The 13,765-nt window shown below is 64.9% G+C and carries 14 protein-coding genes and 1 pseudogene; 7 read left to right on the top strand and 8 right to left on the bottom strand.

Annotated features, from left to right (window positions below; genetic code table 11):
* Positions 1–26: 26 nt before the first annotated feature.
* Together H8A95_RS01640 and grxD are read right to left on the bottom strand one after the other, a co-directional pair.
* The gene (locus tag H8A95_RS01640; protein ID WP_229181526.1) at positions 27–578 is read right to left on the bottom strand and encodes an O-acetyl-ADP-ribose deacetylase; all 552 of its coding nucleotides are present in this window, start codon (positions 576–578) and stop codon (positions 27–29) included.
* Positions 575–907 carry a Grx4 family monothiol glutaredoxin gene (grxD, locus tag H8A95_RS01635; protein ID WP_016843475.1) on the bottom strand — a complete coding sequence of 111 codons (333 nt, stop codon included), beginning with the start codon at positions 905–907 and terminating at the stop codon, positions 575–577. The genes H8A95_RS01640 and grxD overlap by 4 nt, the downstream gene beginning before the upstream one ends.
* 293 nt (positions 908–1,200) lie before the next feature.
* On the opposite strand from grxD, the gene egtB reads away from it, so the two are divergent.
* The 3 genes from egtB to H8A95_RS01620 are packed head-to-tail and all read left to right on the top strand — an operon-like array spanning position 1,201 to position 3,898.
* Positions 1,201–2,454 carry an ergothioneine biosynthesis protein EgtB gene (gene egtB, locus H8A95_RS01630; protein WP_229181499.1) on the top strand — a complete coding sequence of 418 codons (1,254 nt, stop codon included), beginning with the start codon at positions 1,201–1,203 and terminating at the stop codon, positions 2,452–2,454.
* 53 nt (positions 2,455–2,507) lie between these two features.
* Positions 2,508–3,476: an L-histidine N(alpha)-methyltransferase gene (gene egtD / locus H8A95_RS01625; RefSeq protein WP_229181498.1), complete on the top strand. Its 969-nt coding sequence runs from the start codon at positions 2,508–2,510 to the stop codon at positions 3,474–3,476.
* Between the two features lie 23 nt (positions 3,477–3,499).
* A complete protein-coding gene (locus H8A95_RS01620; protein ID WP_229181497.1) occupies positions 3,500–3,898 on the top strand; it encodes a DUF4345 domain-containing protein in 399 nt (132 codons plus the stop codon).
* A 12-nt stretch (positions 3,899–3,910) separates the two neighbouring features.
* Here the strand turns inward: H8A95_RS01620 and H8A95_RS01615 are convergent, their stop codons facing one another.
* Complete coding sequence (locus tag H8A95_RS01615) at positions 3,911–5,092, bottom strand: low temperature requirement protein A (protein WP_229181496.1); 1,182 nt, start codon at positions 5,090–5,092, stop codon at positions 3,911–3,913.
* Between the two features lie 30 nt (positions 5,093–5,122).
* A complete protein-coding gene (locus H8A95_RS01610; RefSeq protein ID WP_021077843.1) occupies positions 5,123–5,359 on the bottom strand; it encodes a BolA family protein in 237 nt (78 codons plus the stop codon).
* 184 nt (positions 5,360–5,543) lie between these two features.
* On the opposite strand from H8A95_RS01610, the gene H8A95_RS01605 reads away from it, so the two are divergent.
* The gene (locus tag H8A95_RS01605) at positions 5,544–5,903 is read left to right on the top strand and encodes a DUF427 domain-containing protein (protein ID WP_229181495.1); all 360 of its coding nucleotides are present in this window, start codon (positions 5,544–5,546) and stop codon (positions 5,901–5,903) included.
* Between the two features lie 127 nt (positions 5,904–6,030).
* On the opposite strand, the gene H8A95_RS01600 is transcribed toward H8A95_RS01605, so the two are convergent.
* On the bottom strand, positions 6,031–6,204 hold the full coding sequence (locus tag H8A95_RS01600) for a DUF1328 domain-containing protein (protein WP_163159033.1): 174 nt from the start codon (positions 6,202–6,204) through the stop codon (positions 6,031–6,033).
* 188 nt (positions 6,205–6,392) lie between these two features.
* On the opposite strand from H8A95_RS01600, the gene H8A95_RS01595 reads away from it, so the two are divergent.
* Positions 6,393–7,577, top strand: a complete 1,185-nt coding sequence (locus H8A95_RS01595) for an acyltransferase family protein (protein ID WP_229181494.1) — start codon at positions 6,393–6,395, stop codon at positions 7,575–7,577.
* Positions 7,578–7,580: 3 nt separating this feature from the next.
* On the opposite strand, the pseudogene H8A95_RS01590 reads toward H8A95_RS01595, so the two are convergent.
* Positions 7,581–9,910 (bottom strand): annotated as a pseudogene (locus H8A95_RS01590) (efflux RND transporter permease subunit); the annotation flags it as partial.
* Between H8A95_RS01590 and soxR the strand changes: the two are divergent.
* The gene (soxR, locus tag H8A95_RS01585) at positions 9,909–10,346 is read left to right on the top strand and encodes a redox-sensitive transcriptional activator SoxR (protein ID WP_229181493.1); all 438 of its coding nucleotides are present in this window, start codon (positions 9,909–9,911) and stop codon (positions 10,344–10,346) included. The pseudogene H8A95_RS01590 and the gene soxR sit on opposite strands and share 2 nt — an antisense overlap.
* A 23-nt stretch (positions 10,347–10,369) precedes the next feature.
* Here the strand turns inward: soxR and H8A95_RS01580 are convergent, their stop codons facing one another.
* Positions 10,370–10,885 (bottom strand): energy transducer TonB, encoded by a 516-nt coding sequence (locus tag H8A95_RS01580; RefSeq protein ID WP_229181492.1) that lies wholly within the window; start codon positions 10,883–10,885, stop codon positions 10,370–10,372.
* 286 nt (positions 10,886–11,171) lie between these two features.
* Here H8A95_RS01580 and H8A95_RS01575 point away from each other — a divergent pair, with 286 nt between their 5' ends.
* Positions 11,172–11,432 carry a GlsB/YeaQ/YmgE family stress response membrane protein gene (locus H8A95_RS01575; RefSeq protein ID WP_163159026.1) on the top strand — a complete coding sequence of 87 codons (261 nt, stop codon included), beginning with the start codon at positions 11,172–11,174 and terminating at the stop codon, positions 11,430–11,432.
* Positions 11,433–11,530: 98 nt separating this feature from the next.
* On the opposite strand, the gene purL is transcribed toward H8A95_RS01575, so the two are convergent.
* The gene (gene purL / locus H8A95_RS01570) at positions 11,531–13,750 is read right to left on the bottom strand and encodes a phosphoribosylformylglycinamidine synthase subunit PurL (RefSeq protein WP_229181491.1); all 2,220 of its coding nucleotides are present in this window, start codon (positions 13,748–13,750) and stop codon (positions 11,531–11,533) included.
* Positions 13,751–13,765: the final 15 nt, after the last annotated feature.

The raw sequence follows: 13,765 nt of genomic DNA, 5'->3' as shown, positions 1-13,765 counted from the left end.
CACGGGGAAGTGTAGCGGCGGTATCATCAGGCACAAGGGCTCCCAAAGGCGTCCAGGACCTCCTGATGGAGTTCGCCGCTTGGGGCCGAGAAGCAGCAGAAGATCACCTGCGTGACGCCGGGCGCGGCCGGCAGGGCATCGACCACAGCCTTGACCGCAATGCCGGCAGCGCGGTCGGGTGGGAAGTGATAGACGCCGGTCGAGATGGCCGGAAATGCGACGGACGCGAGCTGGTCGGCTTGGCAGAGCTCGATGCCGCGGCGATAGCAGGATGCGAGCAGCGCATCCTCGTTCTGGGTGCCGCCGTGCCAGATCGGGCCGACCGCATGGATCACGTGTCCGGCGGGGAGCCGGTAGCCTTTCGTGATCTTGGCATCGCCGGTCTTGCACCCATGGAGCGTGCGACACTCGGCGAGCAGCTCGGGGCCCGCGGCGCGATGGATCGCGCCGTCGACGCCACCGCCACCGAGCAGCGATGAGTTGGCCGCGTTGACGACGGCGTCAACGCGGAGTGTCGTGATGTCGGTAACGATGACTTCGAGCCGCGCCTTGCCGATCCGGCGCGCCGTCAAGGTCAGGCAGCCACGTCGACCGGGATGCCCTTGTCGGCAAACAGCTGCTGCAATTCACCGGCCTGGAACATCTCGCGGATGATGTCGCAACCGCCGACGAACTCGCCCTTCACATAGAGCTGCGGAATCGTCGGCCAGTTCGAATAGACCTTGATGCCGTTGCGCAGCTCGGCGGATTCGAGAACGTTGAGGCCTTTGTAACCGACACCGATGTGGTCGAGTATCTGCACGACCTGACCGGAAAACCCGCACTGCGGGAATTGCGGCGTGCCCTTCATGAACAGCACGACGTCGTTCGACTTCACTTCGTTGTCGATGAATTGCTCGATGCTCATTTTCGCTTCCTTCGGGGGCGGCGCTCTCAGGCCTTAACGGGCCGGCCCGCCCTTCTAACCCGTGACTGGCTATATATGTAGCTCAAACCATTGTGCATCCAAAGCAAAATGGCGGAAATCTGGCATGCGGCGGGGGCCGGACGGCACCGCAAAAGGAGCCGGGATTATCTGACGGGCCCAATATCATCATGGGGGAGGCTTTTTTCCCGTAACGGAGCCCCTATCTAGGACGAACTGTCCGTCTGGAACCAGATTACCGAAGCAACGTTCTCCCCTTGAATCGGAGATTATCGTTGACGAAACCAGCCTCTGCCGCGGCCGCCATTCCCGGCACCCCGCCGTCATTGTCCTCCGAATCCGGATCGCTCGCGCAGCGGCTGGTGGATGCCTATCGCGCGGTCCGCGACGAGACCGAGCGCCGGGCCGCGCCGCTGTCGGCGGAAGACCAGCTGATCCAGTCGATGCCGGATGCGAGCCCCGCCAAGTGGCATCGTGCCCATACCACCTGGTTCTTCGAGCAGTTTCTGCTCGGCGAGCACGTCAAGGGCTACACGCCGTTCCACCCGGACTACGCCTATCTGTTCAATTCCTATTACGTCAGCGCCGGCCCGCGGCACGCCCGCCACCAGCGCGGCCATCTGACTCGCCCGACGGCCGACGAGGTCACCGCCTACCGCCGCCATGTCGACGCCGAGGTGATGAAATTCTTCCAGACCGCCCCGACAGAACAGCTCGCGGCGCTGGTGCCGCTGGTCGAGGTCGGCCTTAATCACGAGCAGCAGCATCAGGAGCTGATGTACACCGACATCCTGCACGCCTTCGCACAAAACCCGATCCCGCCGGCCTACGATCCGGCGTGGCGCTTCCCGGCATCGCAGCGCGGGCCTGAGGAATGGGTGACACTCAACGAAGGCATCCACACCGTCGGCCACGGCGACGACAGCTTCCATTTCGACAATGAGAAGCCCGCGCATCGTGCGCTGGTCGGCCCGGTCAAGCTCGCGAAAAACCTCGTCACCAATGCCGATTGGCTCGCCTTCATCAAGGACGGCGGCTATTCCACCGCCACGCTGTGGCTGATGGATGGCTTCGGCACGGTGACCAACGAGGGCTGGCAGGCGCCGGGCCACTGGCGCGAGATCGACGGCGAGTGGAAGATCATGACGCTCGGCGGTCTGCAGCCGATCGATCCGCAGGCTCCGGTTTGCCATGTCAGCTACTACGAAGCCGACGCTTTCGCCCGCTGGGCCGGCAAGCATCTGCCGACCGAGATGGAATGGGAGGTCGCGGCGCGCGCCGGCCTGCTCAACGACGCCTACGGCATCGTCTGGCAATGGACCCGCAGCGCCTATTCGCCCTACCCGGGCTATCGCGCGATCGAAGGCGCGCTCGGCGAGTACAACGGCAAGTTCATGGTCAACCAGCTCGTGCTGCGCGGCTCGTCGCTGGCGACGCCGGCCGGTCACAGCCGTGTCACCTACCGCAACTTCTTCTATCCGCACCATCGCTGGCAATTCACGGGGTTACGCCTCGCCGACTATGCCTGATTGAGTCCTGTCGAAATCGATGACGCGTCGGTAAGCGCGTTCGGGAGAGTATCATGAATGTGCATGCCGCCGCTTTGGCCAAAGCGTATCCGTTCGACGAAGCGACCTCGGCGTTTGCCGGCGATGTGATCGGCGATCTCGCCCGTCACCCGAAACGGCTGTCGCCGAAATATTTCTACGACGCCACCGGCTCGGAGCTGTTCGAGCAGATCACGGTGCTGCCGGAATATTATCCGACGCGCACCGAGCTCGGCATCCTGCGCGACCGCGGCGACGAGATCGCCGCGATCATCCCCGATGGTGCGGCCCTGGTCGAGTTCGGCGCCGGCGCCACCACCAAGGTGCGCCTGCTGCTCGAACATTGCGAATTCGCAGCCTACGTGCCGGTCGATATTTCCGGCGATTTCCTCAAGGCCCAGGCCGACGGCCTCCGCAAGGATTTCCCCGGCCTCGGCATCTATCCGGTCGCGGCCGACTTCACCACGCCGTTCGCGCTGCCCGAGGCCGTCGCCGCGATGCCGAAGGTCGGCTTCTTCCCCGGCTCGACGCTCGGCAATTTCGAGCCGAGCGAGGCCTTGGCCTTCCTGCGTAGCGCGCGCCAGATCCTCGGCCACGGCGCGCAGATGATTATCGGCGTCGACCTCGAGAAGGACGAGCGGGTGCTGTACGACGCCTATAACGACGCGGCCGGCGTCACCGCGCGCTTCAACCTCAATGTGCTGGTGCGCATCAACCGCGAGCTCGGCGGCAATTTCGACCTGTCGGGCTTCACCCACCGCTCGATCTACAACCGCGACCGCCATCGCATCGAGATGCATCTGATCAGCCGCAAGGCGCAGACCGTGCGCATCCTCGGCAACACCTTCGCCTTCCGCCCCGGCGAGAGCATTCACACCGAGAACAGCTATAAATATTCGCTCCCGCGTTTCACCGCCCTCGCCCGCAGCGCGGGCTGGACGGTGCGCGAAAGCTGGACCGACGCCAACACGATGTTCTCGGTGCATGCGCTCGTGGCGGACTAGCGCCTAACCAGGACGGGGGCACGATGATGGGCCGGCGTGCGCTGCAGATCGCCACAGTGCTGCTCGCCCTCGTCCCGATCCTGACCGGCATCATCACCATGCTCGGCGTCAGCGATCCGCTCTACGCCTCGTCAGGCGTTCCGGCGCTGCCGGTGCTCGACAGCAATCTGCGCTTCTTCGGCGGTCTCTGGTTTGGGCTTGGCCTCGCTCTGCTCTGGCTGGTGCCGCGCATCGAAAGCGAGAGCGTGCTGTTCCGCGTGGTCTGGGGCGGCATCTTCCTCGGCGGCATCGGCCGGCTGCTGTCGATGGCGATGGTAGGCACCCCGCCGCTGCCCTTCGTGGGCTTCACCGCGCTCGAAGTGATCGGCGCGCCGCTGTTCGTCTATTGGCAGCACCGCGTGGCGATGGCCGGTCGCACGTAGCCGCGGACGCCCCTACTCCTCACCCTCTGTCGAGCGCAGCGAAATCGATTCCCACGCCGCGACCACGATCATGATCGCGGTGGTGACGAGCGACAGCACCAGCGGTGACATCCCGCTGGCGAAATAGGCGGTGATCGCCAGCGCGACGATGCCGACGCCGTGCGAGAGCTGCAGGAAGTTGCGGATCACATATTTGAACAGGATGGTCCCGATCAGGAACAGCGCGGGGCCGCCGACCGAGCTTATGATCGTGTTGAGATCAGCATGGCCGCCGGGGTGCTTCAGCACCAGCTCGTCGGCAACCGCCGTGAGGATGATGCCGCCGACGATCGGCATGTGCAGATAGGTGTAGGCGATCCGCGCCACGCGGCCGGATTCCTCGGACTTGGAGATCATCTCCGAGCCGGCCTCGGCGCCCTTGTGGAAATAGATCCACCACATCGCGATACTGCCGACCAGCGCCGAGATGAAGGCGGCGACATTCTCCGGCGTCCAGGTCAGCTCGGCGAAGGTCGCGCCGTCGACCACGATTGCCTCGCCGAGCGCGATGATGATGAAGCCGGCGCAGCGCTCGGCCATGTGGCCGCCCTCGACCGACCACGCCTCCATCGAGGAAAAACCGAGGCCAGGAGTCCAGAACCGCAGGGCCGGCGCGACATACTCGATGGCCAGCGCCGCAATCCAGAGCCACATCCGCGTCTCGTGCTCGGCGAAGCCGCCGAGAATCCACAGCACGGCCGAGCCGGACAACCAGGTCAGGATACGGATCGCGTTGTGGCGCACCGCCGTCCGGCGCCGCGGCGTCGCCAGCAGCCAGAACGCCGTGCGGCCGACCTGCATCGCCGCATAGGTCCCGGCGAACCACAGCCCGCGGCCCTCGAAGGCGCTTGGAATCGAGGTCGACAGCAACAGCCCGCCCAGCATCAGGACGAACAGCAGCAGGCGGACCGGCGTCAGGTCGGGATTGAGCCAGTTGGTGACCCAGGTGGTGTAGACCCACACCCACCACACCGCGAGAAACAGCACCGTGACCTGCACCGCGCCGAGCGGGGTAAATTGGTGCAGCAGCGTGTGCGACAGCTGCGTGACTGCGAAGACGAAGACGAGGTCGAAGAACAGCTCGGCATTGGTGACACGGCTGTGCTGGTTCGGCACGATGACGCGAAACATCGCACCGCGCGGATTGTCTGCCATCGCCTGAGGCCCCCGCCCGCTGGCCGGGGCCTAGCCTTCCGGCACGCCGGTTTGCAGGGCCAACGCGTGCAGCACGCCGCCCATCTGGCCCTTCAGCGACTGGTAGACGATCTGATGCTGCTGAACCCGGGACTTGCCACGGAAAGACTCGGAAACGACAGTGGCCGCGTAGTGGTCGCCGTCGCCGGCCAGATCACGGATCGTCACCTCGGCATCAGGAATCGCTGCCTTGATCATCGATTCGATATCACGGGCGTCCATCGGCATCCCAGTCCACCTCCGTCAGGGTCGTTCGAATCATGGCTGGCTCGGCAGCCATGCAGGTAAAACCTAGCGCCTGAGGTCTTCTAGGTCATCCCTGGGCACACTATATTCCCATTCCCAGCGATTTAAACCTGCATCAATCGGTCACAAGACATCACGCCGAAATGACCAGAAGAGGCGCAGAATCATGAAGCTCCCCGGCCCCGACCATCCGATCACGATCACGCCCAATGGCAAGCGCGTCCGCGTCACCGCCGACGGCGTCGTCATCGCCGAGACCACCCATGCGCTGACCCTGAAGGAAGCGAGCTATCCGGCCGTGCAATATGTCCCCCGGCAGGACGCCAACATGGAGCTGTTGACCCGCACCGAGCGGACCACCCACTGCCCCTACAAGGGGGATGCGAGCTACTTCAGCATCAAGGCCAACGGCAAGACGCTGGACAATGCGATCTGGACCTATGATGAGCCTTTCCCGGCCATGACCGAGATCACCGGCCACCTCGCTTTCTATCCGGACAAGGTGAAGATCGAGGAAGTCGCCTAGGCCGTCTCGCTTGCCGTAAGCGCCGGGCCCAGCCCGGCCCTTCGCCGCGCGCCAACCCAGCCTGAAAAACGTGAATGCCCGGGGCCAGGCCCGGGCATGACGACGGAAGTGTTCGGCCTGAACGCCGCTAGACCCTGAAAATCGTGAGCCCGAGGATCAAGAGCACCAGGAAGATCACCACGAACACGTAGAACAGGAAGCGCGCGATGTCGGCGGAGGCGGCTGAAATGCCGGTGAAACCGAGCAAGCCCGCGACGATCGATACAGCCAGGAAGATCAGCGCCCATTTCAACAGTGTCATTGCTTGCTCCGCAAAGCCCCCGCGCGCTTTGCGCGTCCGCCGATAACGTCCGCCCCCCAACCCCGGTTCCAAAACGAAACAGATGCGCTGAGATGACCGACCTCGATACCCCGGAATCGGGACAATTGGGCCTTGCTGAATCGGGTTCCCGACTGCAACATCAGGCTGCAGACCCGGCTGGGGGCACCATGAAATCGATTGCTCACGCGGCTCCGGCCGTCGACGTCCAGGCAGCACCGAAGCTCCATAAGCGCAACCTTGCCCTGGACCGTGCACGCACCTTCCTGACGCTGGTCGTGCTGCTGCACCACGCCGTGATCCCCTACACCCATTTCGGGCACACCGACCCGACGTCGTGGATCGGCTTCGACTGCGTGGTGCTCGCCACCGACAGCTTCTTCATGGCGATGTTCTTCTTCCTGTCGGGGCTGTTCGTCTGGCCGGGACTCGGCCGTAAGCCGTGGCTGATCTTCCTGCGCGACCGGCTGCTGCGGCTCGGCCTGCCGTTTGTGGTCTGCGCCGTCACCGTGATCCCGATCGCCTATTACGCGATCGCGCTGCGCGCGACGCCGGATCTGACCTTCTCTGAGTTCTGGCAGAAGACCATGATGTTCGGGCCGTGGCCGAGCGGCCCGATCTGGTTCGTCTGGGTCTTGATGGTCTTCGACTTGACGGCCAGCGTGCTGTATCGCGTGTCGTCTACTCTGCTCGAGCCGATCAACCGGCTGTCGATCAAGGGATTCCAGCGGCCCTCGAAGTTCTGGCTGTTCCTCGTGATCGTCAGTGCCGCCGCCTACCTGCCGATGCTGGTCCATTACGGCCAGAACTACTGGTTTGAGCTCGGACCGTTCTCGGTGCAGGCGAGCCGCGTGCTGCTGTATGCGTGCTACTTCTTCATTGGTGCAGGCATCGGCGCGGCAAACCTCGAGGGCGGCGTGCTTAGCGCGCACGGACGGCTGACCGAGAGGCGCTGGTTCTGGACCGGCATCACGCTGATCCCCTATGCGCTGATGTGGATGATGATCTACATCAAGCGCCAGATCATCGGTAACCCCGATCCGCTGCCGGGCTGGTATCTCGCGATCTACGGCAGCTTCTACGTGCTGTTCAGCGCCTCGATCCTGTTCGCGATCCTGGCTTACTTCCTGCAATCGAAGGCATCGGGGCCGACGCTGCTCGACCGCATGCAGAGCGATGCCTACGGCATGTTCCTGGTGCACTATCCGATCGTGCTGTGGCTGCAATACTGGCTGTTCGACATGGATCTGCCGGCGATCGCAAAGGCTGCGATCGCCTTCTTGGCCACCGTGGCGCTGAGTTGGGCCCTGACTGCCGTGCTGCGCAAGCTGCCGGGCGCCAACTACGTGCTGTAGAGGTCACGCCGCGATCTCGTCCCTGGCCGCCACGCTTTCCAGCCGCGGTGCGCTTGCTGCGCGGTGGTCGCGGGCGATCAGGATGTAGAAGGTCGGCAGCACGAACAGCGTGAACAGCGTGCCGATCAGCATGCCCATCACCACGACGATGCCGATGGCAAAGCGGCTCGCCGCACCGGCGCCGTCGGCATAAAGCAACGGCGCAAGGCCCGCGACCATCGCCGCCGTCGTCATCAGAACCGGCCGCATGCGCACCGCGGCGGCCTTCTGGATCGCGGCGACCCGGTCGAGCCCTTCATGGTGCTGGATCTCGTTGGCAAAGCTCACCATCAGGATGCCATGCTTGGAGATCAGCCCGATCAGGGTGACGAGGCCGATCTGGGTGTAGATGTTCAGCGTCGTGAAGCCGAAATACAACGGCAGCAGCGCGCCGCAGACCGCGAGCGGCACCGTCACCATGATGACCAGGGGATCGCGGAAGCTCTCGAACTGCGCCGCCAGCACCAGGAAGATCACGATCAGCGCCATGCCGAAAGTGACGATCAGGCGGTTGCCCTCCTGGACATATTGCCGGCTGTCCGACAGCCAGTCGACGGTCATGCCCGGCGACAGCTGCTGCGCCTGCATGAACGACACCGCCTGCCCCATGGTGACGCCGGGCTTGAGCACGGCCGAGATCGTCGCCGCGTTCATCTGATTGAACTGCGGCAGCCGGTTCGGCTCCGGCTTGACGTTGACCTTGATCACCGTCGACAGCGGGAACATCTGCCCCGAGCTCAAGCGCACGTTGAAGTTTCCGAGCCCCTCGGGGGTGACCCGATCAGCCTGCCGCACCTGCGGGATCACCTCGTAGGAGCGTTCGAAGAAGTTGAAGCGGTTGACGTAGTTCTCGCCGACCAGCACGGCAAGCGTGTCGGCGATGGTCTGCATGCTGACGCCGGCCTCGGCGGCCTTGGCATGATCAATCGTGATCCGCGCCGTCGGACTGTCGAACGCCAGATCGCTGTCGACGAAGGCGAACAGCCCGCTCTTCCAGGCGGCGCCCTTCAGCGTCTCGACCTCCTGATAGATGGTCGAGAAATCGCCCGCCGAGCGCACCACCATCTGGAACGGCAGGCCGCCGGTCGCGGCCGGCAGCGCGGCCGGCTGGAACGGCGTCACGCTGGCGCCGAGCACGCCGTAGGACATGCCGTAGAGCTGGTTCTGAATATCGTTGGCGGAGCGCTTGCGCTTGTCCCAATCGGTCAGGGTGATGCCGCCGAAGGCATGGTTCTGCCCGTCGGTCCCGTTGATGAACCAACTCGCGTGGTATTCGGGAAACGAGCGAAACAGCTGCTCGATCTGGTCGGAGGAGCGCGTGGTGTAGTCCACGCTGGCATATTGCGGAGCACGGTGAACACATAGCCCTGGTCCTCGGACGGCGCGAGCTCGCGCTGGCTGCCGAGGAACAGCACCACGATCGCCGCCAGCACGCTGAACGCCACCAGCAGCACCGCTGCACGCATCTTGAGCGTGGCAGCCAAGAGTCTGCTGTAGCCGCGCGACAGCTTTGAGAACTGGTGCTCGACGAAGCGGGCAAACCGGCCGTGCGAGGTCGCTTCGCCCAAAAGCTGCGCGCTCATCATCGGCGACAAGGTCAGCGCGATGACGCCCGAGACCACCACCGAGCCCGCAAGCGTGAAGGCGAACTCGCGGAACAGGCTGCCGGTCAGTCCCCCCATCAGGCCGATCGGCGCATAGACCGCGGCGAGCGTGATCGTCATCGCGATCACGGGGCCAATGATCTCGCGCGCGCCGATCAGGGCCGCGTCGCCCGGCTTCAGGCCTTCCTCGATGTGGCGATGGATGTTTTCCACGACGACGATGGCGTCGTCGACCACGAGCCCGATCGCCAGCACCATCGCGAGCAGGGTCAGCAAATTGATGGAGAAGCCGAGCGCCAGCATCATCGCGGCGGTGCCGACCAGCGACAGCGGCACGGTGACGACCGGGATCAGCACCGAACGGAACGATCCCAGGAACAGCAGGATCACCACCACGACGATCGCGATTGCCTCGACCAGCGCGTGCTGAACCTCTGAGATCGAGGCCTTGACGAAGTGCACGATATTGAAGACGTCGGCGACCTTCAATCCGGGCGGCGCCACGCGATTGAGATCTTCGATCACCTTCGCGGTGGCGGCGACGATCTCCAGCGGGTTGCCGTCGGGGGTCGGCTGCACCGCGATATAGACGGTGGGCTTGCCGCTGTCGCGCGCATTGGAATCGTAATTCTCGCCGCCGATCTCGAGCGTCGCGACATCGCCGAGCCGCACCAGGCCTCCGCCGCCGGTGCCGGTCCTCGCCGTTTCCACCCTTCACTTCTACGAGAGCAAGGGGCTGATCGCGAGCCGGCGCACCGGCGGCAATCAGCGGCGCTACATGCGCGGCGTGCTGCGACGCATCGCTGTCATCAGGATCGCGCAGCGCGCCGGGATTCCTTTGGAGGAGATCAGGCAGACCTTCGCGGCGATCCCGCTCGATCGCGCCCCGACCATGCGCGAATGGGAGCGCGCGATGCGCGCCTGGACTGAAGCGCTGCAGCAGCGCATCAGCGATCTGACTGACCTCCGCGACAAGCTGTTCAACTGCATCGGCTGCGGCTGCCTGTCGGTGACCGATTGCCCGCTGCGCAACGGCGACGACCGGCTCGGTGCCCAGGGCCCGGGCCCGCGCATCCTGATCACGGCCGCTGAACGGCGAAGCAGGCGCAAGCGCACAGCGCCGTAAGCGCCCCTCGACAGGCGCCGATCTCAGTCCTTCAATGATATCCCCGACCAAAACCCGCCATTGATCTTCCCGGTTTTCCCTTTGACCGGCATGGGCATATCGCTCTCCGGCGCCGAGAGGTTCAGCTTGAGGAGGACTTCGTCACGCAGCGCGGCGTCCAGCTCGTTGTCGCCGAGCGACTTGATGGGTCGGACGCGCGTGACGCGTCCGGTCCGATCGATCCACAGTTCATATTCGACGTAGTCGGAGCTGAGTGCGGTTTTGACCGCGCTGTTCGCGTTTACTGCGTCCATCACCGTTTTGTTGAGAGCTGACGCGTAACCAGACCAGCGCCGCCTGTCGGACCATTTGCCGTCGGATTGGGACGATTTCGGCTCGCCGCGTCGATCGGCAGCGCCTCCGAGGTTGAGTGGTGGGGGAAGGTCGGCCTTCGGGGCCCGGGACGCAGGCGAGCCCGGAATTGCTTTTCCTGCTCCACTCGGGACGGCGTCTTGTGCCCGCGCCGACAATCCCATTGTCAGGACAATCAGCGTCAGCATGATCGGTGCAGCGGCGATCGTCCTCCGTCGCCACGACCCCAGTCCTTCCCGCCGCATCTTGCATCTCCAGTGGCGGGTACGAACGGGATAGCCCGAACGAAACAACCCCAGCGTGCCAAGCAAGATCACATGGCACTCCGGACCGTCAAGGCCGACAGGGCCTTCACGCGCGCATTCCGCCGGCCCGGTCGCGGCGACAAGTTGCGCACAACCTGCCATTGGTCACATGTAGTGACGTGATTCTCAGATATGCTGGCCGGACTGCTTGACCCTAGGGAGTCCCGAGATGAACGACCCTCAAGTTGGATGGATCGCCGCAATCATCGTCGGCGGATTGGCCGGCTGGCTCGCCGAGATGTTCATGAAGACCGGAACCGGCATCTTCATGAATATCATCCTCGGCATCGTCGGCGCCGCGCTGGCGAACTGGCTGTTGGGTCTGCTCGGCGTATCGCTCGGCGGAGGATGGATCAGCTATCTCGTCGCCGGCTTCATCGGCGCCTGCGTGATCATCTTTGCCTGGCGCGCGGTCCGCGGCGCGACCTGAAGCGATCGTGCTTGAACAAAAAGCGATAGCGCGATGACAGGGTCATCGCGCTATTGAGCTCCTGTTCGCTTGACGTTGCAGCGCCTGATCCTCCCGGATCAGGCGGCAGCGCCGTGCATGTAGTTCGGCAGCCAGTGCTCGAAGGCGCGGGACAGGCTTTCGATCGTTACAGGCGGCTCGCCGGCGACCGCAATCGCCTCGCCGCCGGTGGTGCCAATGCGTGCGCAGGGCACGCCGGCACCCTTCATCTTGGCCAGCACGAGGCCTGCATCGGCCGCAGGCACGGTGACGATGTAGCGCGCCTGATCCTCGCCATACCAATAGGCATGCGGGACGATCGAAGACGGCGCCGCCAGCAGCTGCGCGCCGATGCCGCTCGCAATCGCCATCTCGGCGAGCGCGATCAAGAGGCCGCCGTCGGAGAGGTCATGCACGGCGGTCGCGGTGCCGGCGCGGATCATGCCCCGCACCACGTCGCCGTTGCGCTTCTCGGTGGCGAGATCGACCGGCGGCGGAGCGCCCTCCTCGCGGCCGCAGACATCGCGCAGGTAAACCGACTGGCCGAGCCAGCCCTGGGTGTCGCCGACCAGCAGGATCGCCTCGCCCGCCGCCTTGAAGGCCAGCGTCGCCGACTTGGTGAAGTCGTCGAGCAGGCCGACGCCGCCGATCGAGGGCGTCGGCAGGATGCCGCGGCCATTGGTCTCGTTGTAGAGCGAGACGTTGCCCGACACGACCGGGAAGTCCAGCGCAACGCAGGCCTCCGCAATACCCTTCAGGCAGCCGACGAACTGGCCCATGATCTCGGGCCGCTCCGGATTGCCGAAATTGAGATTGTCCGTGATCGCGAGCGGCCGGCCGCCGACGGCGGTGATGTTGCGCCAGGCTTCGGCGACCGCCTGCTTGCCGCCCTCGAACGGATCGGCCTCGCAATAGCGCGGGGTGACGTCGACGGTGAGCGCAAGTCCCTTCGGCCCGTCCTCGACGCGGACCACCGCGGCGTCGCCGCCGGGGCGCTGCATGGTATTGCCCAGGATGACGTGGTCGTACTGCTCCCAGACCCAGCGCTTCGAGCACAGCTCGGGCGTGCCGATCAGCTTGGTCAGTGCGTCGGCGATGCCGAGCGGCGGCTTGACGTCCTGGCCGCGGATGACAGGCAGCGCGTTCGAGGCGACGTGCGGACGATCATAGACCGGCGCCTCGTCACCGAGCTCCTTGATCGGCAGATCGGCCATCACGTCGCCGCCATGCTTGACGACGAAGCGCTTGCTTGGCGTGGTGTAGCCGACGATGGCGAAATCGAGCCCCCATTTGCGGAAGATCGCCTCGGCCTCTTTCTCCTTCTCGGGCTTGAGCACCATGAGCATCCGCTCCTGGCTCTCCGAGAGCATCATCTCGTAGGCGCTCATGCCGGTCTCGCGGGTCGGCACCGCGTCGAGATCGAGGTCGACGCCGAGATCGCCCTTGGCGCCCATCTCGACCGCCGAGCAGGTCAGGCCCGCCGCACCCATGTCCTGGATCGCGACCACGCAATCGGCGGCCATGATCTCGAGGCAGGCTTCGAGCAGCAGCTTCTCGGCGAAGGGATCGCCGACCTGCACGGTCGGGCGCTTCTCCTCGGAGGCATCGTCGAATTCGGCCGAGGCCATCGAGGCGCCATGGATGCCGTCGCGGCCGGTCTTGGAGCCGAGATAGACGATCGGCATGTTCACGCCGGAGGCAGCCGCGTAGAAGATCTTGTCGGCGTCGGCGAGGCCCACCGCCATCGCGTTGACCAGGATGTTGCCGTCATAGCGGGTGTGGAAGCGCACCTGGCCGCCGACCGTCGGCACCCCGAACGAATTGCCGTAGCCGCCGACGCCCGCGACCACGCCGGACACCAGATGCCGGGTCTTGGGGTGCTCGGGCGCGCCGAAGCTCAGCGCGTTCAGGCAGGCGATCGGGCGCGCGCCCATGGTGAAGACGTCGCGCAGGATGCCGCCGACGCCGGTGGTGGCGCCTTGGTAGGGCTCGATGTAGCTCGGGTGGTTGTGGCTCTCCATCTTGAACACCACGGCCTGGCCGTCGCCGATATCGATCACGCCGGCATTCTCGCCGGGGCCCTGGATCACCCAGGGGGCCTTGGTCGGCAGGCCGCGCAGATGGATCCGCGACGACTTGTACGAGCAATGCTCGTTCCACATCGCCGAGAAGATGCCGAGTTCGGTGAAGGTCGGAACCCGCCCGATCAGCTTGAGGATGCGCTCGTACTCGTCCGGCTTCAGCCCGTGGGCGGCGACGAGTTCGGGGGTGATCTTCGGTTCGTTCTTGGGCGCGTTCATAGGACCCTTAATAGG

The sequence above is a fragment of the Bradyrhizobium oropedii genome (assembly GCF_020889685.1).
Taxonomy (GTDB): domain Bacteria; phylum Pseudomonadota; class Alphaproteobacteria; order Rhizobiales; family Xanthobacteraceae; genus Bradyrhizobium; species Bradyrhizobium oropedii.
This window is presented reverse-complemented; position numbering and strand designations above follow the sequence as displayed.

What these genes read in the sequence shown, in the direction of transcription:
- H8A95_RS01575 (WP_163159026.1), top strand. Translation starts at nt 11,172, where the DNA reads ATGAACGACCCTCAAGTTGGATGGATCGCCGCAATCATCGTCGGCGGA.
- grxD (WP_016843475.1), bottom strand. Translation starts at nt 907, where the DNA reads ATGAGCATCGAGCAATTCATCGACAACGAAGTGAAGTCGAACGACGTC.
- H8A95_RS01620 (WP_229181497.1), top strand. Translation starts at nt 3,500, where the DNA reads ATGATGGGCCGGCGTGCGCTGCAGATCGCCACAGTGCTGCTCGCCCTC.
- H8A95_RS01595 (WP_229181494.1), top strand. Translation starts at nt 6,393, where the DNA reads ATGAAATCGATTGCTCACGCGGCTCCGGCCGTCGACGTCCAGGCAGCA.
- H8A95_RS01580 (WP_229181492.1), bottom strand. Translation starts at nt 10,885, where the DNA reads ATGCTGACGCTGATTGTCCTGACAATGGGATTGTCGGCGCGGGCACAA.
- egtD (WP_229181498.1), top strand. Translation starts at nt 2,508, where the DNA reads ATGAATGTGCATGCCGCCGCTTTGGCCAAAGCGTATCCGTTCGACGAA.
- purL (WP_229181491.1), bottom strand. Translation starts at nt 13,750, where the DNA reads ATGAACGCGCCCAAGAACGAACCGAAGATCACCCCCGAACTCGTCGCC.
- H8A95_RS01610 (WP_021077843.1), bottom strand. Translation starts at nt 5,359, where the DNA reads ATGCCGATGGACGCCCGTGATATCGAATCGATGATCAAGGCAGCGATT.
- H8A95_RS01600 (WP_163159033.1), bottom strand. Translation starts at nt 6,204, where the DNA reads ATGACACTGTTGAAATGGGCGCTGATCTTCCTGGCTGTATCGATCGTC.
- H8A95_RS01615 (WP_229181496.1), bottom strand. Translation starts at nt 5,092, where the DNA reads ATGGCAGACAATCCGCGCGGTGCGATGTTTCGCGTCATCGTGCCGAAC.
- H8A95_RS01605 (WP_229181495.1), top strand. Translation starts at nt 5,544, where the DNA reads ATGAAGCTCCCCGGCCCCGACCATCCGATCACGATCACGCCCAATGGC.